This window comes from Marinobacterium sp. xm-d-564, from assembly GCF_013283345.1.
Classification (GTDB): Bacteria; Pseudomonadota; Gammaproteobacteria; order Pseudomonadales; family Balneatricaceae; genus Marinobacterium_E.
This window is the reverse complement of sequence record NZ_WBYO01000009.1, coordinates 33,562-52,872: the sequence shown is the minus strand read 5'-3', so window position 1 is coordinate 52,872 and position 19,311 is coordinate 33,562. Positions and strand designations below refer to the sequence as shown.

Sequence of the window (19,311 nt, the reverse complement as noted above, 5' to 3'; positions counted from 1 at the left end):
GAATCACGATATTACTGTTTGGGCTCGTCTTTTTGATCATCTTGAGGATCGCCCCAACCCGACTGACCCTCGTTAGATTGAGAAGCTTGATCATCCTGATCTACTTCTGGCACATCAGACTCAGCGACAGACTCAGAACTGTTAGCCGCCTCTTCCTCTTTGACGGCATCAACACGCTCTTGAGAATCGTTCCAACCCTCTGGTGGCGTCACCTCTTGACGCGCCATCAACTGATCAATTTGATCGCTGCTGATCGTCTCGTAGGTCATCAACGCTTCACACATTGAGTCAAGGATATCACGGTTATCCGTCAGAATTTGGTAAGCCTTCTGGTAGCACTCATCGATGATTTTGCGAACTTCGGCATCGATCTTGTTCTGAGTTTCACCCGACATCGGTTTAGATGGCTGCCCCATGCCGCGACCAAATGGATCATCATCTTCATCACCGTAGAGCAGTGGACCCAACTCATCGGTCAGACCCCAACGCGTCACCATGTTGCGCGCAAGCTGAGTCGCACGCTGAATATCGTTTGAGGCACCGGTTGTTACCCCCTCTTTACCCAGTGTCATCTCTTCCGCAATTCGGCCACCGTAAAGCGAACAGATTTGCGAGATAATGCCCTGACGACTGAACGAGTAGCGATCCTCTTCAGGAAGGAACATCGTCACACCCAACGCACGACCACGCGGGATGATAGACACTTTATAAACCGGATCATGCTCAGGCATCAGACGACCGACAATCGCGTGACCTGCCTCGTGGAATGCCGTATTCAGACGCTCTTTGTAAGACATGACCATAGAGCGGCGCTCAGCACCCATCATGATCTTATCTTTCGCTTTCTCGAACTGCTCCATACCGACAGTGCGACGGCTATCGCGTGCGGCAAACAGGGCTGCTTCGTTAACCAGGTTAGCCAAATCAGCACCCGAGAAGCCCGGCGTACCACGCGCAATCAACTCAGGCTTAACATCATCACCCAGCGGAACTTTGCGCATGTGGACTTTAAGAATTTTTTCACGACCTTGAATATCAGGCAGACCAACGTGCACCTGACGGTCAAAACGACCTGGACGTAGCAGAGCAGGGTCAAGCACATCGGGACGGTTGGTTGCCGCGATCACGATGATACCCTCAGTGCCTTCGAAACCATCCATCTCGACAAGAAGCTGGTTCAACGTCTGTTCGCGCTCGTCATTACCACCGCCAAGACCGACACCACGTGAACGACCGACCGCATCAATCTCGTCGATGAAGATAATACAAGGCGCATGTTTCTTAGCTTGATCAAACATGTCACGCACGCGTGACGCACCGACACCGACAAACATCTCAACGAAGTCAGAACCGGAAATACTGAAGAAAGGCACCTTAGCTTCGCCAGCAATCGCCTTAGCAAGCAGCGTCTTACCGGTACCAGGGTTACCTGCCATTAGGACACCACGAGGGATATGGCCACCTAAACGCTGGAATTTACCTGGATCGCGAAGGTAGTCGACCAACTCAGCAACTTCCTCTTTGGCCTCTTCTACACCTGCGACATCTTCGAAGGTTGTTTTGATCTGATCTTCACTCATCATGCGCGCTTTCGATTTACCGAAAGACATAGGGCCGCCTTTACCGCCGGCACCGCCCTGCATTTGACGCATAAAGAACATGAAGATGGCAATGATGATAAGAATCGGGAAGGTCGCGACGAGCAGCTGCTGCCATAGACTCTGCTGCTCAGGCATTTTGCCTTCAACGACGACATTGTGCTCTAGAAGGTCATCAATCAGCTTGGGATCCGAGATCGCTGGGCGAACGGTTTCAAAACGATCGCCATTCTGACGCACACCTTCGATGGTAAAACCATCAACCGTCACACGCTCAATACGGCCTGATTGAACCTCTGCCACAAAGTCAGAGTAGCTCAGGCGGCCGCTCTCGGTCTCGGCGCTAAAATTATTAAAGATGGTTAGCAGTACGGCTGCAATCACTAACCATAGCACCAAATTTCTTGCCATATCGTTCAACTTCTTACCCTCTATAAACTAAAACGAAAGCTCTGTTTAAAAGCTATACGTCTTTAAAACCTTTTCCGAGCAGATAGACCTCACGCGAACGCGCGCGAGATGAATCTGGCTTACGGGTGACCACCGATTTAAAGTTACTGCGCAGCTCTGCCAGGTAGGGATCAAACCCTTCACCCTGAAATACTTTCACCAAAAAGTTGCCGTTCGGTTTCAGTATCTGACGCGCCATATCCAACGCCAACTCCACCAAATACATCGCAGCTGGCTGATCGGAAGATGCATTACCACTCATATTGGGGGCCATATCTGAAATTACAAGGTCTACTGGCTCATCTCCTATCGCAGAGAGGATCTCCTCGAAGACGGAATCTTCCGTAAAGTCGCCCTGAACGAATGTAACACCGCCCAGCGGAGCCATCTCAAGAATGTCCGAAGCCACTACACGGCCGGAGTCACCAACAATTTCGGCCGCCACTTGAGACCAACCACCTGGCGCAGCGCCCAGATCGACAACCGTCATTCCAGGCTTTAACAGATGGTCTTTATCATTCACTTCCATCAACTTATAGCAGGCGCGTGAACGGTACCCATCATCTTTAGAACGCTTTACGTATTGATCGTCAAAATGCTCTTTTAACCAACGACCACTGCTTTTAGATCTTGCCAAGGGATGTTCCTAGAAAGCATCACTCTATGATGCATGCAACAAAGGGGTTAAAATGAAGAAATTGTAACGCCCACCAAATTTAAGGCACTAATTCTAATATGAGCTTAACAACTGATCAAAAAAAGCGTCTTCGCACGCGTGCACACACTTTAAACCCAATCGTTATGGTTGGCGGCAACGGACTGACTGAAAACGTTCAGTTAGAAGTAGACCGAGCGCTGGAAGATCACGAACTGATCAAAGTAAAGTTCGCCGTTGGCGATCGTGACCTAAAGCGCGAACTGATTAAAGAGCTAGTCGCTGTTGTTGAAGCAGAACTGGTGCAAGAGATCGGTAACGTAGCGGTGCTATTCAGAGCGTCGGATGAACCAAATCCAAAACTCTCCAATCTAATGCGTTAATCATTGGTTCATTTATTGATATTACAGGCCTTACAGCTTAATTAAATGTAACCAACCCCCTATTCAAAAATGTGAACAAGGGATTGTTGAACAACCGTATAAAAAATAGTGTTACGCAACGAGTCGCTTTAATAGAAGAAAAACAACTTCTAATATCTAGATCCAACTCAACGAGTTTAATGATTCTTGAGCTAGTATTAACAAGTTAGTCGATGTCTTGTTTAAAACCCCAAGGAGAAAAATAATGATCAAACGTATTATCGCTCAGACTGCCGGTGTTGCAGTTCTTGGCGCTGCTATTGCAGCTTCTGCACAGGCCGCTGAATTTAACCTAAAGATGCACCACTTCCTTCCTGCGAAGGCACCTGCACACGCTAAGTTCTTCCAGCCATGGGCTGATTCTATTGAAGAAGCGTCTGAAGGCCGTATCAAGATCAAGATTTACGGTTCAATGTCTCTGGGTGGTAAACCACCTCAGCTAGTTGACCAAGTTCAAGACGGTTTCGTTGACATCATCTGGACGCTTCCTGGTTACACTCCAGGCCGTTTCCCAGCGATCTCTGCATTTGAAAACCCATTCATGGTAACGGATGCATACGAAACGTCGCAGGCACTTCAGGCTTACTACGAAGCTAACCCAGAAGTTCAGAAAGAGTTTGCTGATATGCACCCTCTAGCATTCTGGACGCATGACCGTGGCGTTGTTTACTCTAAAGGTGACGCAATCGACTCTGTTGCTGACTTCGCTGGCAAAAAGATTCGTAACCCAAGCCGTCCAGTTGCTGCTGCTCTAGATGCTCTAGGCGCTACTCCAGTCGGTATGCCTGTACCAGAGATGCCACAGGCACTGGCCAAAAACGTGATCGACGGCACAGTGATTCCATTTGAAATCGTACCTGCTCTCAAACTTCATGAGCTTGTCGACAACGCGGTTGAAGTTCAAACAGAAGATGGCCGTGGTCTATACACCGCAGTATTCCTTTTGGGCATGAACAAAGCTAAGTACGAATCAATGCCTGCTGATCTTCAACAGATCATGGATGACCACGCTGGCATGTACTTCGCCAAGCTAGGCGGTGAGTTCTTCAAAAACGCTGAAAACTACGGTCGTAAGCTGATTGACGAGAACGCAACTCGCTCACAGATGCCAGCTGCAGAAGTGAAGAAAATGCAGGAAGTAACCGCTAACGTACCCGTTGAGTGGGTTAAAGAGATGGACGGTCTAGGTCTACCAGGCCAGAAGCTTCTTGACTCAGCTAACGCTATGCTTGAGAAATACAGCAAATAATTAAAAGGTGTTCAAGTGACAACACTGTTACTGAAAACCCGGTCTCTAGCAGACCTCTACGAGCGAGCCACTTTGTGGCTCGCTCTTTTATCAGGATTCATCCTGACGATCATGGCATTCACTACGGTGACCAGTGTGGCGGGACGATACTTTTTCTCCTCGCCCATCAATGGTGATACCGAGATTGTCCAAATGTTTACCGCTGTGGTTGTTGCGTTAGCAATGCCCTACTGCCAAATGCGCTTTGGCAACGTCATTGTCGACGTCTTAACAGCTTCAGCTCCCGCGCCTTTCCGTCTCACTATGGATGTTATCGGCAGCCTAATTTTGGCCGTGCTCTTTTACTTCCTGGCGACACAGGCCTATGAGGGTGGCTTAGCTGCCCAGAAATACGGCAATGAGACGATGATGCTGCGGATGAAAGAGTGGTGGTTCTATATGACCATCGCCTTTGGCTTTAGCCTTACCTCTATCGCTGGTGTGCTTAAACCACTGGCAATGATTGCAGAATATAAGGGTGTGAAATGAGTGACGAATTAACGGCAGGCGTCATTATCCTGTTCATGCTAGTCATCATGTTTTTGCGTGTGCCGATCGGCATCGCAATGATGCTTGCCGGTGCGGTCGGTTACTCAATCATCGACGACTTCAGCACCCTAATGTTCTACATGAAGGGCTCATCCTTCGGACAGATGGCAAGCCATTCGCTATCGATCATTCCTCTGTTCCTACTGATGGGTAACCTCGCAACTCGTTCAGGTATTAGCCGTTCACTATTCACCGGTGTTAACGCCTTTATTGGCCACTACCGCGGTGGCCTGGCGTTAGCTGCCGTTGGCGGCTGTGGTGTATTTGGTGCGATCTGTGGTTCATCACTGGCAACAGCAGCGACTATGGGTCAGGTGGCACTTCCAGAGATGAAACGGCACGGCTACCACGGTGCTATGGCAACAGGCGCACTAGCCGCTGGTGGTACTCTAGGCATTCTAATCCCACCATCCATCGTTCTGATCATCTACGCGATCATGACCGAGCAGAACATCGTCAAGCTCTTCATGGCAGCGATGGTACCCGGCATCATGGCGATCATGGGCTACATGCTGGTTATCGCGATTCTGGTGAAGCTGAAGCCTCACTACGCGGACAAGAGCGCGAAAGCGAGCTGGTCTGAACGCGGTAAGGCACTGCTTGAACTGCTACCTGCAAGCTTCCTATTCATTGGTGTATTGGGCGGTATCTACGGCGGTATCTTCACACCTTCTGAAGCAGCCGCTTACGGTGTGGTTGGCACAATCGTCATTGCGCTAATCAACCGCCAGCTTACCTGGGATGGGTTCATCGACTGTATCAAGCAGACCGCTATCAACAGCGCGATGATCTTTGTCATCCTTCTGGGTGCCGATATCTTCAACGCCTTCTTGAGTCTAAGCGGCATGCCAGAGACACTGGCTGAGTGGATTCTGGATCGCGAATTGTCGCCTATGCTGGTACTGATGCTGATGTTAGCAGTCTACCTAGTCCTAGGCTGTTTGATGGATTCGCTATCGATGATCCTTCTGACAGTACCGATCTTCTTCCCAGCCATCATGGGGTTGGACTTCGGCATGACCGAAGAGCAGACCGCACTCTGGTTCGGTATCATCTGTTTGATCGTGGTTGAGGTCGGCATGATCACCCCACCTGTTGGGATGAACGTTTTCATTATTAATAAGATTGCAGAGGGCGTTCCAATGCGGGATACCTTTGTCGGTGTTCTACCCTTCTTGGCGTCAGACTTCGTTCGCGTAGCCTTGCTACTGCTATTCCCTGTTCTGACCTGGGGTATTATTCCAGATTAAGCGCGTTAAATCGTACTGCAAAAACCGCCTTTATGGCGGTTTTTTTTGTTGGAGCCATATCGAAGATGTGGCGATCTTTTCGGTGACTGGCCTTCAGCCTGTCATCCGCAGGTAGGCTTTACTCCTTTTCTGGAAAACGCTAGGAAAGCAGATGACAGGCTAAAGCCAGTCACTGGAGCGCTGATCTTCCTACGAAGTGTGGTGACTGGCTTCAGCCTGTCAACCGCTGTCAAATTACGCTAGAGAGTCTGGAAGAGACTGTGAGAGTCGGGTCAGACCAGAGGTCGGACCCCACTCTACGATCGATTTCAAGAGCCTAAAAAAGATCGCGACCTCTTCGAGATCGCTCCAACAGACTAAAGCAGTGTCTCAACATACTCCGGCAGCTCTTGTGCTGGCGGTACTGGCTTGGAGTTACCCTCATCATCCAGTGCGACAAACTTGAAGATTGCTTCGGTCACTTTTTCACGATGACCTATGCGACTGCGGCGCACCCAGCACTCCACTTTGATATCCATTGAGCTACTGCCGACTCTAACCACTTCGGTGTAGACACCCAGTACATCTCCTACACGAACCGGGCGGATAAAGCTCATACCATCCAGTGCAACCGTCACCACTCGACTCTGTGCACGCTGGCCCGCACAGATGCCGGCCGCCATATCCATTTGTGACAATACCCAACCACCGAAGATATCACCTGATGGGTTGGTATCAGCCGGCATCGCGATAGTACGAGTGGTTAGGCGGCCTGTAGGGGTTTCTTGGGACATGGGGAACTCCAAATAATAAAAAACCGCCCGAAGGCGGTTTAATAAGTCAGCTTAGATATGCTTAACTTCTGCAATCTCGTATTCAGTCACACCGGCCGGTGTCTCAACCGCGGCGATGTCGCCCTCCTCTTTGCCGATCAGTGCTCGTGCGATCGGGGAGTTGATAGAGATCTTATTCAGTTTGATGTCTGCTTCGTCGTCACCCACAATCTTGTAGGTCACTTCAGCGTCGGTATCGACGTTGATTAGATCAACCGTCGTACCAAAGATCACTTTACCAGTGTGTGGCAGGCTGGTGACATCGATCACTTGAACCACTGAAAGCTTGCTCTCAATGTCCGCGATACGACCTTCAATAAAGCCCTGCTGTTCACGCGCTGCGTGGTACTCAGCATTCTCTTTAAGGTCGCCATGCTCACGTGCTTCAGCAATTGCTGCAATCACGGTTGGACGATCTTGGGTTTTAAGACGCTCCAGCTCAGCGCGAAGTGCCACTTCGCCCTCAACCGTCATGGGAACACGATTGACACTCATGCAGACGCCTCCGCGTGAATCTCTTGTAGACGACGCACAGTACGCTCTTCACCGTAACGAAGTGCTTCGGTAATCGCCACTGCACCAGCCATTGTCGTTGAGTAAGGCACTTTATGCTGTAGCGCTGCACGACGGATATCGGCTGAGTCAGCTATCGCTTTACGCCCTTCCGTTGTATTCACAACGTAGTTAACTTCACCGTTCTTCAACATGTCAACGATGTTTGGACGACCTTCAGTAACCTTATTCACAACCTTAGCTGTAATGCCGTGAGTCTCCAGTAGTGCTGCTGTACCGCTGGTTGCAACGATATCGAAGCCAAGTTCAACCAACTGTTTAGTCAGTTCACAAGCCGCCTCTTTATCAACGTCACGTACTGAGACAAACGCAGTACCTGGCTTAGGTAGCTTGTCGCCAGCTCCCAAGTGAGCCTTCATGAACGCTTCACCGAAGGTTTCACCGGTACCCATGACTTCACCCGTAGACTTCATCTCTGGGCCAAGGATTGGGTCAACACCTTGGAATTTATTGAACGGGAATACCGCCTCTTTCACGTTGAAGTAGCTTGGTACGATCTCTTTCGTAAAGCCTAGTTCTTCAAGTGATTTACCGGTCATAACCAGTGCAGCGACTTTCGCTAGAGAAACACCGATACACTTAGATACGAAAGGAACTGTACGTGATGCGCGAGGGTTAACCTCGATTACGTAAATCTCGCCATCTTGGTACGCTAGCTGAACGTTCATCAAGCCAACAACACCTAACTCAAGCGCCATCTTGCGCACCATCTCGCGCATCTCGTCCTGAACGTCTGCTGCAAGGTTGTACGGAGGGAATGAACATGCTGAGTCACCTGAGTGAACACCCGCCTGCTCAATGTGCTGCATGATCGCTCCAATCACAACCTGCTTACCGTCACATACCGCATCGATATCCACTTCGATCGCTGCATTTAGGAAGTGATCAAGTAGTACTGGTGATTCGTTAGAGACCTGAACCGCGGTATTCATGTACTTGCGCAGCTCATCCTCTTTGTAGACGATCTCCATCGCACGACCGCCCAATACGTAAGATGGACGAACAACCAATGGATAGCCAATCTTCTCAGCTTCAATGACCGCCTCTTCAAGGCTACGTACTGTTGAGTTCTCTGGCTGTTTCAGACCAAGACGCTTAAGCATCTGCTGGAACAGTTCACGGTCTTCAGCACGGTCGATCGCTTCAGACGAGGTACCAATGATTGGAACGCCAGCCTGTTCTAGAGCTACGGCTAATTTCAGAGGAGTCTGACCACCGTACTGAACAATCACGCCTTTAGGCTGTTCAACTTCAACGATTGCCAACACATCTTCTAGAGTGATCGGCTCGAAGTAGAGGCGGTCTGATGTGTCATAGTCGGTAGAGACGGTTTCAGGGTTACAGTTAACCATGATGGTCTCGTAGCCATCTTCACGCGCTGCAAGCGCTGCATGAACACAGCAGTAGTCAAATTCGATACCCTGACCGATACGGTTAGGGCCACCACCGATGACCATGATCTTGTCACGATCCGATGGGTTCGCTTCACACTCCTCTTCGTACGTTGAGTACATGTAAGCGGTATCAGTCGCAAATTCTGCGGCACAGGTATCGACACGTTTGTAGACTGGCTTAATACCAGCTGCCTGACGATGCTTGCGGAACTGCTTCTCTGAAACACCCAATAGCTTGGCTAGACGAGCATCTGAGAAACCTTTGCGCTTCAGCATGAACAGATCGGTTGTAGAGAGTTCACTCAGTGCGGTTTCCGATACACGCTGCTCATCTTTGATGATGTCTTCGATCTGAACCAAGAACCAAGGATCAACGCCACTCAGCTTGTAGATCTCATCAACGCTCATACCCATACGGAAGGCGTCGCCGATGTACCAGATGCGCTCGGAACCTGGAGTTGTTAGCTCGTAAACGATCTTATCGCGTGCATCTTCAGCGGTAATATCAACAATCGGATCGAAGCCTTCAGAACCAACCTCTAGACCACGTAGCGCTTTCTGCAAAGACTCTTGCTGAGTACGACCAATCGCCATCACCTCACCCACCGACTTCATCTGAGTCGTTAGGCGATCATTTGCTTGTGGGAATTTTTCAAAGGTGAAACGAGGGATCTTAGTTACTACGTAGTCGATGGCAGGCTCGAAGGACGCTGGTGTTTGACCGCCAGTGATATCGTTCTGAAGCTCATCAAGGGTGTAACCGACCGCCAGTTTTGCCGCCACTTTCGCAATTGGGAAACCTGTTGCTTTTGAAGCCAGTGCTGAAGAGCGCGATACGCGTGGGTTCATTTCGATCACCACAACGCGTCCAGTCTTTGGACAAACACCGAACTGTACGTTCGAACCGCCTGTTTCAACACCGATCTCACGCAGAACTGCAATCGAAGCATTACGCATCAACTGGTACTCTTTATCGGTCAACGTCTGCGCTGGTGCGACTGTGATCGAGTCACCAGTGTGTACGCCCATGGCATCAAAGTTTTCGATCGAACAGATGATGATACAGTTATCGTTCTTGTCGCGGACAACCTCCATCTCGTACTCTTTCCAACCGATCAACGATTCATCAATAAGTAGCTCGTTGGTCGGTGATAGATCCAGACCACGCTCACAGATTTCGATGAACTCTTCACGGTTGTAGGCGATACCACCACCAGAACCACCCATAGTGAATGATGGACGGATGATCGCTGGGAAGCCAACCTGATCCAGTACCTGAAGAGCCTCTTCCATCGAGTGAGCGATCGAGGCGCGTGGACACTCAAGGCCGATGTTCTTCATCGCCTTGTCAAAACGTTCACGGTCTTCCGCTTTATCGATCGCATCTTGAGTAGCACCGATCATCTCAACACCAAACTCAGCGAGAACACCTTCGCGGTCGAGGTCGAGTGCACAGTTCAGTGCAGTCTGGCCACCCATAGTCGGTAGCAGCGCATCTGGACGCTCTTTCTCAATGATCTTAGCAACCGTTTTCCAGTTGATTGGCTCGATGTATGTCGCATCAGCCATCGCTGGATCAGTCATGATCGTCGCTGGGTTTGAGTTAACAAGAATAACTCGGTAACCCTCTTCGCGAAGCGCTTTACACGCTTGTGCGCCAGAATAGTCAAACTCACACGCCTGACCGATAACGATCGGGCCTGCACCTAGGATAAGAATACTTTGTATGTCGGAACGTTTTGGCATCGTAAAACCTGGTCTAAATCTGTTTCTCTAAGTTACCCGTTACAACTCAGCCCTGTTGGCGTGAGCGCATCATCTCAACGAAGCGATCGAAGAGTGGTGCCACATCGTGTGGACCAGGGCTCGCTTCTGGGTGCCCTTGGAAACTGAACGCTGGACGATCAGTACGCTCAATACCCTGTAGTGAGCCATCGAACAGTGATTTGTGTGTTGCACGTAGTGTGCTAGGTAGTGAATCTTCAGCCACCGCGAAACCGTGGTTCTGGCTGGTGATCATCACCTGCTTGCTATCTAGATCCTGAACGGGGTGGTTGGCACCGTGGTGACCAAACTTCATCTTCTCAGTTTTAGCACCTGACGCAAGCGCAAGTAGCTGGTGACCAAGACAGATGCCGAAAACTGGCAGTTCTGTTTTTAGAATGTCAGAGATCGCATCGATCGCGTAATCACATGGTTCTGGGTCACCAGGACCATTCGACAAGAAAACGCCATCTGGATTCATTGCAAGCACTTCAGATGCTGGAGTCTGTGCAGGCACAACCGTCAAACGGCAGCCGCGCTCAACCAGCATGCGTAGAATATTTTGTTTAACACCGAAATCGTAAGCCACTACGTTGAACGGTTGATCAGCATCGGCTTTCTCTGTGTAGCCAGTACCAAGCTCCCAAGTGGACGTGCGCCAAGCATCAGAACTGTCACGTGTAACGACTTTTGCTAAGTCCATGCCTTTCAGGCCAGGGAAGCCACGAGCAGCATCGAGTGCTTTCGCTTCATCAATATTATCACCCGCAACGATGCAACCATTCTGGGCACCTTTCTCACGAAGAATACGCGTTAAGCGGCGTGTATCGATGCCGGCAATACCCATGATGTTGCGCTCTTTTAGGTACTCATCTAGCGCCTGCTCAGAACGGAAGTTGCTCGCAAGCAGTGGCAGATCACGAATCACAAGACCTGCAACCCAAGTGCGATCAGATTCTGCATCTTCAGCGTTACAACCCACGTTACCAATGTGTGGGTAGGTGAGTGTCACGATCTGGCGGCAGTAGGATGGATCGGTAAGGATCTCTTGATAACCGGTCATTGAGGTGTTGAATACAACCTCACCTGATGATTCGCCTTCGGCGCCGATCGAAATACCCCTAAAAATAGAACCGTCTTCAAGGGCTAAGATGGCTGGCTGCGTCAAAAGAACCTCCCCGCGCGCTGGCTAGATATGAAAAATTACTGTGGCTTGGCTGCAAAAAAGCGAGGCCAACTTGGGGTCCGCCTCGCTTTCAAAAACATCTCTTCGGTGGGATGCGCCGCTATCGCGGGCAAAACCTGCGGTATTCTAAGGGAATTAGCTGCGCAAGTCCATGCCGAATCGGTCGAATATGGTGAGTAAAAGTCAACTTAAACTGTAGCTAAGTTGCCCTTCTCCTCAAGCCAGCACTTGCGATCGGAAGCCCGCTTCTTCGCCAACAACATATCAAGCACCTGGTGAGTATCATCTCCAGACTCCAGCGTTAACTGAACCAAACGACGGGTATCGGGATCCATCGTTGTTTCACGCAACTGCATCGGGTTCATCTCACCCAATCCCTTGAATCGTTGTACTCCGATGCGCGCGTTATTGCGCTCCGCTTTGATGCGCTCAACGATGCCATTCTTCTCAGACTCATCCAGAGCGTAGAAGACCTCTTTCGCCACATCGATTCGGAACAGCGGCGGCATAGCGACATAGACATGCCCTGCAGCCACTAGGGGTTTGAAGTGCCTTAGAAAGAGTGCACAGATCAGCGTGGCGATGTGCGCACCATCGGAATCGGCATCAGCAAGAATACAGACCTTGCCGTAACGCAAATTACTCAGATCTTCAGCACCTGGATCCACGCCAATGGCCACCGAAATATCGTGAATCTCTTGCGAACCGAGGATCTCTGAAGAGTCGACCTCCCAGGTATTCAAGATCTTTCCGCGCAGCGGCATGATCGCCTGAAAGTCCCGACTACGCGCCTGTTTTGCTGAACCGCCTGCCGAGTCACCCTCGACCAAGAAGAGTTCACTGCGCATAGGGTCGGTGCCCGAACAGTCGGCCAATTTACCTGGTAGAGCCGGCCCCTGCGTTACCTTTTTACGCACCACTTTCTTAGCAGAACGCAGACGTTTTTGTGCATTGGCGATCACCAATTCAGCAATCGCCTCACCCTCTTCAACGTGCTTATTTAGCCATAATAGGAAGGCATCTTTTACCGCACCTGAGATAAACGCCGCAATTTGACGTGAAGAGAGACGCTCTTTGGTTTGACCAGAGAACTGCGGGTCACGCATCTTAGCTGAAAGAATAAAGCAGCAACGATCCCAGACATCCTCTGGCGACAGCTTCACACCGCGTGGCAGCAGGCTGCGGAAGTCACAAAACTCACGCAACGCTTCCAAAAGACCGGTACGCAGGCCATTCACATGGGTTCCGCCTTGCGCGGTCGGGATCAAGTTGACGTAGCTTTCGCAGGTCATCTCACCACCCTCTTTTAGCCACTGCACGGCCCACTCAACAGCATCCTCTTCACCCTGCAAAGAGCCACAAAATGGCTCCTCTGGGAGGGTTTCATAAACTTGTGTATTACCTTTCAGATACGCCACTAAGCCATCTTCGTAGTACCACTCCTCTTTCTCTTTCTTACCAGTAGAGAGATCGGTAAAGGTCACTTTCAAACCGGGACAGAGAACGGCCTTGGCACGCAGATTATGCTTCAGACGACTGACACTAAACTTAGGCGAATCGAAGTAACTAGGATCGGGCAAGAAGCGAACAGTGGTACCGGTATTGCGCTGACCACAGGTATCGACCACTTCAAGATCCGATACTTTCTCGCCGTCTGCAAAGCCGATGCGATGCACCTGACCACCACGACGAATTTGCACCTCCAACAGCTTAGAGAGTGCGTTAACAACGGAGACACCCACCCCGTGGAGACCGCCCGAGTAGTTGTAGTTGTCATTGTTAAACTTACCGCCGGCATGCAGTTTAGTCAGAATCAGCTCAACCCCTGGGACACCCTCCTCTGGGTGAATGTCCACCGGCATACCGCGACCATCATCGGACACAGAGAGTGAGTTGTCGGGGTGCAGAATGATATCGATCTGCTTTGCATGGCCTGCCAACGCCTCATCGACTGAGTTGTCGATCACCTCTTGTGCTAGGTGATTGGGACGATCCGTTTCTGTGTACATTCCCGGGCGACGCTTTACTGGGTCAAGCCCGCTTAGTACCTCGATCGAACCAGCATTATAGTCCTTTGACATATCTCTCTTTTCCTAGCCGTTCTCAGGCTGCCAGCGATTCTCAGCGAAGGCAAAAATCGTCGGCAACATGGATTCAAAATTTTCAAAGCCGTGATGGCCGCCCGGTTGAACAATCTGCGAGGACTCACTGTAGTAGCTAACAGCCTCACGATAGTCGAGGGTCTCATCTCCCTCTTGCAGCATCAGCAGTAGACGTTCCGGGTATGTCAGTTGAGGATAATACAACCGCTCTAACTGAGCCATATGTTCAAGCGTCAATTCATACTCTTCGCCAGAGTAGAAATTCTTTTGCGGACCTAGTAACGCACCCAACAGTGTGTGTGGCGCAACCGCCGGGTTAACTAAAATGGCTTTTACATGTGCGTAGCGCTCACTGAGGCAAGTCGCATAAAAACCACCCAAAGAGCTGCCAATCAATAGTAGCTCGTCATGCTGCTGAACAATCGTCTCTAGCTGCTGCATCGCCTCTTCTGGCCAGTGCGACAATGCGGGTACTGATAGCTGCGATGCCCTACCGATCGACTCAAAGTGGCGTATCAACTGCTGACCTTTAAGCGACTCGGGTGAACTGTTAAAACCGTGAATATAGAGAAAATGCATTACTGTCCGCTCACCACCTTCACATCATGACGCACACCCTGAGTCGCACAGTGTCCTAACCACTCCGCAAGATGTTGATTAAGCTGGTATTTTTCATCTGGCTGATGCATCGCATCATTAGGGTAATCGTAACGTCCAGGCAGTTGTGAGCGACGTTTTAAACAGACCACTTCCGCCATCCGTGCATCATGATAGAGACGTATCACAAAAGACTGTGGGTTAAACCATGGGGAAGCTTGCTCAGGCCAGTAAGAGAGTGTCCACGTCGAGGTGTAGGCAAACTCCTCATCGCGTTTAATGGCGACAACATAGGCGTGTTGATGCCACTCGATACGAAACTCAATAGACTCCTGCTGAGCAGGAAGCAGACGCATCAGACGGGCATAGTTGGTCTCAGAGACAACACTCTGTTTTACCAAATCCGGTACGTACTTACGCTTCACATCATGCATCAACAGCACCTTGTAAACTTAATTTATTCAGCGCCAGCCACTGCAAACCTATGATGGCAGGCGAACTATTAATAACACCCTGATTGACTAACTCTATGGCATCATCACTCGAAAGGACGTGAACACGAATATCTTCACCCTCCTCCGGCAAACCATGAATGCCTCTGGCCTGCTCCGAATCCACCTCAGCATAAAGCAGATCGATCCACTCATCACAGCCACCGCCACTGGGCAGATAACGAATAATTCTACGCGGCTCGCCGATCACCAAGCCAGCCTCCTCAATCGACTCACGCTTAGCAACCTGTACAGAGCTTTCACCCTCTTCCACCACACCAGCAACCACCTCAAGCATCCATGGAGAGGGGCCCTGCAGAGACCCAACCCGAAACTGCTCAACCAACACGACAGAGTCCTTCGCAGGATCATAAAGCAGCACACAGACCGCATCTCCCCGCTGAAACAGCTCGCGTGTGATCTCAATCGATTGACCTAAAAAAGTCTTATGCTCAAGCGTTAACCGCTTAACCCGAAAATAACCCTGAAAGGCCGTCTCATCGTTGATCAAGCGATAATCTTGTTGCCCAAAGCTGGGAGCCCAAGCCGGTTTGGAGTGCTCAGAACTCATTGCGCAGCCTGTTTCTCGCCAGCAAATTGACGCAACTGCTGAATCTCTTCTGGCCAAATCGTCTCATCAATAGTCTCTAAACAGAGCGGGACACCACGAAAACGATCGTCCTGCATGATGTAACGAAACGCCTCCCAGCCAATTTCACCCTGACCCAATGAGTGGTGACGATCGACGCGACCACCCAGCGCTATTTTAGAGTCGTTAATGTGCATACCGCACAACCTATCAAAGCCGATCAGTCGTTCAAACTCGGCAAAACTCTGCTCACAGGCTTCAAAAGTGCGTAGATCATAACCTGCAGCAAAAATATGGCAGGTATCGATGCAGACACCAATGCGTTCAGGGTATCGGCTTTTGTCGATGATGGCCGCAATCTCTTCAAATCTGTAACCTAAATTGGATCCCTGCCCCGCCGTCGTCTCAATCACGGCGATGACCTGTTCGGTCTCCTGAGTCGCGATATCGATCGATTCAGAGATGGTCGCTAAACAGCTTGTCACATCGATCTTTTTAAGATGACTGCCCGGATGAAAATTCAGATAACAGAGCCCTAACTGCTCGCAACGCTGCATCTCATCAACAAAGGCGTCGCGTGACTTCTCAAGTGGCTCTGCCTCTGGGTGCCCCAAATTAATCAGGTAACTGTCGTGCGGAAGAATTTGCTCTGGCAGAAAGCTATGCTCGGCACAGTTCGCTTTAAACTGCTCGATTGTCTCATCGGCAAGCGGCTTAGCTACCCACTGTCTCTGATTCTTAGTAAACAGCGCAAACGCATTGGCACCGATCGCCGCCGCATTCAATGGCGCATTCTGCACCCCACCCGCTGCGCTAACATGGGCACCAACGTAGTAGGGCTTCAGTGAGTTACTTACAGCTTGCACGCACCACCTGCACAGTCGTCAAAGTCCATCGACTCAAGCTCCATTCGCTCAGAGTGTGCGCTTTTAATCACCTTCAATAGACTACCCTCAGCGGATCCATCTTCAGCGACTCCAGCACGCTCAAATACAGAGACCAAAATACCCAGTTCGTCTGTCGTAAAATCGTTCATTCTCTTCTCCTTATTATCGGGCTAGAGTGGCTTAAGCCACTCCACCATTAGCTGTAAGCTGCGCTGCCCACGAAATTCATTGATATCCAATCGGTAGACGGCACGCACACGATTGATCGACGCATTCGGCCAAATATCAGACTCTACATTAAAGGCGATTGCATCCAGTGCCAAGCCTGTTGTCGGCTCTTGCAGTACCATTTTCAGATGTTTTTGACCGACGATACGCTGCTGCAACAGTCGAAACTCACCATGGAAGCTCGGCTCTGGGAATTGGTGCCCCCAGGGGCCCGCTTCTTGAATCATCTGAGCCAACTCCATGGTGAATTGATTAGGTGCCAACTCACCATCTGTCTCGATCACTCGATCCAGATCCTCTTTGCGTGTCTGACGAGTCACTTCAGCCGCAAAAGCAGTCTCGAAACGGGCTAGATCCGCTTTAGAAATGGTCAAACCGGCTGCCATCGCATGACCACCAAACTTTGAAATTAAGCCAGGATGTTCGGTCGCTATACGATCCAATCCATCGCGTATATGGAACCCCTCAATGGAACGAGCCGATCCTTTAATCTCACCCTCATCACCCGGCGCAAACACGATCACCGGTCGATGCAGTTTCTCTTTAACGCGAGAGGCAAGAATACCAATAACGCCTTGGTGCCACTGCTCGTTAAAGAGCGCTATGCCGGCTGGGCGTTCCGCCTCCAAAAGATCCAACGACTCTAAATGGGCCATCGCTTGAGCCTGCATTTCAGACTCAATAGAGCGTCGCTCGCGGTTTAAGGCATCCAGCTGTTCAGCGTATTCACGGGCACGTTGTGGATCCTCCTCTAGTAGACACTCAATACCCAAGCTGATGTCATCCAAACGACCTGCCGCATTAAGACGTGGTGCAACGGCAAACCCCAAATCAGAGCTACTAATGCGTTGATTATCACGCCCAGCAACCTCTAAAAGCGCAAGGAGGCCCGGACGCGCTCTGCCGGCACGGATACGGGCCAACCCTTGATGCACTAAGGTGCGGTTATTCCGCTCCAGAGGCACTACATCGGCCACCGTACCCAAAGCAATAAGATCAAGATAGTTAGCCAAATTCGGAGCCTTAACTCCGCTCTTCTCAAACCAACCAAGCTGCTGCAGCTGACGACGAAGTGCGATTAAAAGATAGAAGATGACTCCGGCACCACAGGTCGATTTCGCCATGAACTGACAGCCGGCCTGATTGGGATTAATAATTGCCACAGCCTTGGGCAATACCGAGCCCGGCAGGTGGTGATCTGTCACGATCACATCGATCCCTAGCATATTGGCTCGATCAACACCTTCGATACTGGAGATACCATTATCAACGGTAATGATCAGATCGGGCTGCTTCTGCTGAGCAACCTCAACAATTTCCGGAGACAGGCCATAGCCGTATTCGAATCGATTCGGAACGAGATAGTCGACCTGATTAAAACCAAACGCACGCAGAGCCAGTAACGCTGTCGTCGTACTGGTCGCACCATCACAATCGAAGTCGCCAACAATCAGGATCGACTCCTGTTGCCGAAGCGCAGTGACAAGCCTTGCCACCCCGGCATCAATGCCTAACATGGCACCATCGGGGAGCAGGGTCTCCAACCCCTTTTCAAGCTCACTGAGCTCAGACACGCCGCGCCCGGCGTAGATACGCGCAATCACCGGATGCAAAGAGGCAAGTGAGGAAGATACAGCGCCTATTGGGCGCTCAATAATCATCGCTTCGCTCAAGACTCACCTGGCAAAAGCTGATCAGTTTTATCGGTTAGGTAGTAGACAACCAGGCCTATCCATTCGCGCAAACCGGTGTGAAGGTCTCGCATGTTACGCCACAGCCTTGGATCCAACTTAAAGCCTGTTGTAGTCGTCGTGTAGTAATCCACTGGGTAGGGAATGACCTGCCAACCCTGTTTCTCAAAGATACCTACAGAGCGCGGCATATGAAAAGCCGAGGTCACCAACAACCACGGCTTATCAGGCACAGCACCCAACAATTTTGCCGACAATAGCGCATTTTCATAGGTGTTTCGGGACTGGTTCTCCAAAAGGACCCTATCCGCAAGACCTATTTGCCCCAGATAATCGGCCACACCATCCGCCCCTTTGAAAGATTGACGGAGAACGGACCCACTGCCACCGGTAAAGATGATTTTCGCTTCAGGAAAACGCTTAGCCAAGGCTGGAATCACCATCACCCGCTCAGCAGCGGCATTGAACTGGGACTGTTGCCAAACCGAAGAGAGCTCAGGGTTTTCACCGCCGCCCAAAATCACGATCCCGGCGGGCTCAATCTGATTCAGATCCGGTTGCTTAAAACGTGACTCCAAAGGGTACAAAACCGCATCTCCCAAGGGCATCAATAAAATCGCCATCAACAGCAGTAGATCAATAGATAGCAGCCAGCTAGCTAAGCGGCGCTTACCTAACCAAAGTAAAAAAAGGCCAAGCAGCATCAACCAGACCAAAAGATGGTCAGGTGCAGCGAGGAACCAGAAAAGCTTTGAGAGCGAGAAGAAACTGTCCATACAAAAAAA

18 protein-coding genes are annotated in these 19,311 nt (G+C 50.4%); 4 read left to right on the top strand and 14 right to left on the bottom strand.

From position 1 onward, the window contains the following. Positions 1 to 11: 11 nt before the first annotated feature. Both ftsH and rlmE read right to left on the bottom strand, forming a co-directional pair. Complete coding sequence (ftsH, locus tag XMD564_RS09580; protein WP_173489040.1) at positions 12 to 2,009, bottom strand: ATP-dependent zinc metalloprotease FtsH; 1,998 nt, start codon at positions 2,007 to 2,009, stop codon at positions 12 to 14. Between the two features lie 52 nt (positions 2,010 to 2,061). Beyond that, entirely contained in the window at positions 2,062 to 2,685 is a 624-nt protein-coding gene (gene rlmE / locus XMD564_RS09575; RefSeq protein ID WP_173498470.1) for a 23S rRNA (uridine(2552)-2'-O)-methyltransferase RlmE, read from the bottom strand. Between the two features lie 98 nt (positions 2,686 to 2,783). Here rlmE and yhbY point away from each other — a divergent pair, with 98 nt between their 5' ends. From yhbY to XMD564_RS09555, 4 genes are all read left to right on the top strand, one after another. Continuing rightward, a complete protein-coding gene (gene yhbY / locus XMD564_RS09570; protein ID WP_173480234.1) occupies positions 2,784 to 3,086 on the top strand; it encodes a ribosome assembly RNA-binding protein YhbY in 303 nt (100 codons plus the stop codon). Positions 3,087 to 3,330: 244 nt separating this feature from the next. Continuing rightward, entirely contained in the window at positions 3,331 to 4,374 is a 1,044-nt protein-coding gene (locus XMD564_RS09565) for a TRAP transporter substrate-binding protein (RefSeq protein WP_217361972.1), read from the top strand. A 15-nt stretch (positions 4,375 to 4,389) separates the two neighbouring features. Continuing rightward, complete coding sequence (locus XMD564_RS09560; protein ID WP_173482975.1) at positions 4,390 to 4,902, top strand: TRAP transporter small permease; 513 nt, start codon at positions 4,390 to 4,392, stop codon at positions 4,900 to 4,902. Further along, positions 4,899 to 6,212, top strand: coding sequence for a TRAP transporter large permease (locus XMD564_RS09555; RefSeq protein ID WP_173482976.1), 1,314 nt, complete (start codon positions 4,899 to 4,901; stop codon positions 6,210 to 6,212). Before XMD564_RS09560 ends, XMD564_RS09555 begins: the two co-directional genes overlap by 4 nt. Before the next feature lie 356 nt (positions 6,213 to 6,568). Here the strand turns inward: XMD564_RS09555 and XMD564_RS09550 are convergent, their stop codons facing one another. The 12 genes from XMD564_RS09550 to XMD564_RS09495 form a co-directional block, all read right to left on the bottom strand. After that, positions 6,569 to 6,985, bottom strand: a complete 417-nt coding sequence (locus XMD564_RS09550; RefSeq protein WP_173483789.1) for an acyl-CoA thioesterase — start codon at positions 6,983 to 6,985, stop codon at positions 6,569 to 6,571. Positions 6,986 to 7,036: 51 nt separating this feature from the next. Continuing rightward, positions 7,037 to 7,519, bottom strand: a complete 483-nt coding sequence (gene greA / locus XMD564_RS09545) for a transcription elongation factor GreA (RefSeq protein ID WP_173480230.1) — start codon at positions 7,517 to 7,519, stop codon at positions 7,037 to 7,039. Then, positions 7,516 to 10,737: a carbamoyl-phosphate synthase large subunit gene (carB, locus tag XMD564_RS09540; RefSeq protein WP_173482978.1), complete on the bottom strand. Its 3,222-nt coding sequence runs from the start codon at positions 10,735 to 10,737 to the stop codon at positions 7,516 to 7,518. Before carB ends, greA begins: the two co-directional genes overlap by 4 nt. Before the next feature lie 46 nt (positions 10,738 to 10,783). After that, entirely contained in the window at positions 10,784 to 11,923 is a 1,140-nt protein-coding gene (gene carA, locus XMD564_RS09535; protein WP_173480228.1) for a glutamine-hydrolyzing carbamoyl-phosphate synthase small subunit, read from the bottom strand. 206 nt (positions 11,924 to 12,129) lie between these two features. Further along, positions 12,130 to 14,022: a DNA topoisomerase IV subunit B gene (parE, locus tag XMD564_RS09530; protein ID WP_173489038.1), complete on the bottom strand. Its 1,893-nt coding sequence runs from the start codon at positions 14,020 to 14,022 to the stop codon at positions 12,130 to 12,132. Positions 14,023 to 14,034: 12 nt separating this feature from the next. Next, positions 14,035 to 14,622, bottom strand: coding sequence for a YqiA/YcfP family alpha/beta fold hydrolase (locus XMD564_RS09525; protein WP_173483788.1), 588 nt, complete (start codon positions 14,620 to 14,622; stop codon positions 14,035 to 14,037). Continuing rightward, a complete protein-coding gene (locus XMD564_RS09520; protein WP_173480225.1) occupies positions 14,622 to 15,074 on the bottom strand; it encodes a DUF1249 domain-containing protein in 453 nt (150 codons plus the stop codon). Before XMD564_RS09520 ends, XMD564_RS09525 begins: the two co-directional genes overlap by 1 nt. After that, positions 15,067 to 15,702 (bottom strand): NUDIX domain-containing protein, encoded by a 636-nt coding sequence (locus XMD564_RS09515; RefSeq protein WP_173480224.1) that lies wholly within the window; start codon positions 15,700 to 15,702, stop codon positions 15,067 to 15,069. The genes XMD564_RS09520 and XMD564_RS09515 overlap by 8 nt, the downstream gene beginning before the upstream one ends. Further along, positions 15,699 to 16,586 (bottom strand): deoxyribonuclease IV, encoded by an 888-nt coding sequence (gene nfo / locus XMD564_RS09510; RefSeq protein WP_371731420.1) that lies wholly within the window; start codon positions 16,584 to 16,586, stop codon positions 15,699 to 15,701. Before nfo ends, XMD564_RS09515 begins: the two co-directional genes overlap by 4 nt. Continuing rightward, positions 16,574 to 16,756, bottom strand: coding sequence for a hypothetical protein (locus tag XMD564_RS09505; protein WP_173480223.1), 183 nt, complete (start codon positions 16,754 to 16,756; stop codon positions 16,574 to 16,576). The genes nfo and XMD564_RS09505 overlap by 13 nt, the downstream gene beginning before the upstream one ends. Positions 16,757 to 16,777: 21 nt before the next feature. Then, positions 16,778 to 18,508 carry a single-stranded-DNA-specific exonuclease RecJ gene (gene recJ / locus XMD564_RS09500; protein ID WP_371731421.1) on the bottom strand — a complete coding sequence of 577 codons (1,731 nt, stop codon included), beginning with the start codon at positions 18,506 to 18,508 and terminating at the stop codon, positions 16,778 to 16,780. Beyond that, the gene (locus XMD564_RS09495) at positions 18,505 to 19,302 is read right to left on the bottom strand and encodes a YdcF family protein (protein WP_173498469.1); all 798 of its coding nucleotides are present in this window, start codon (positions 19,300 to 19,302) and stop codon (positions 18,505 to 18,507) included. Before XMD564_RS09495 ends, recJ begins: the two co-directional genes overlap by 4 nt. Positions 19,303 to 19,311 lie beyond the last annotated feature (9 nt).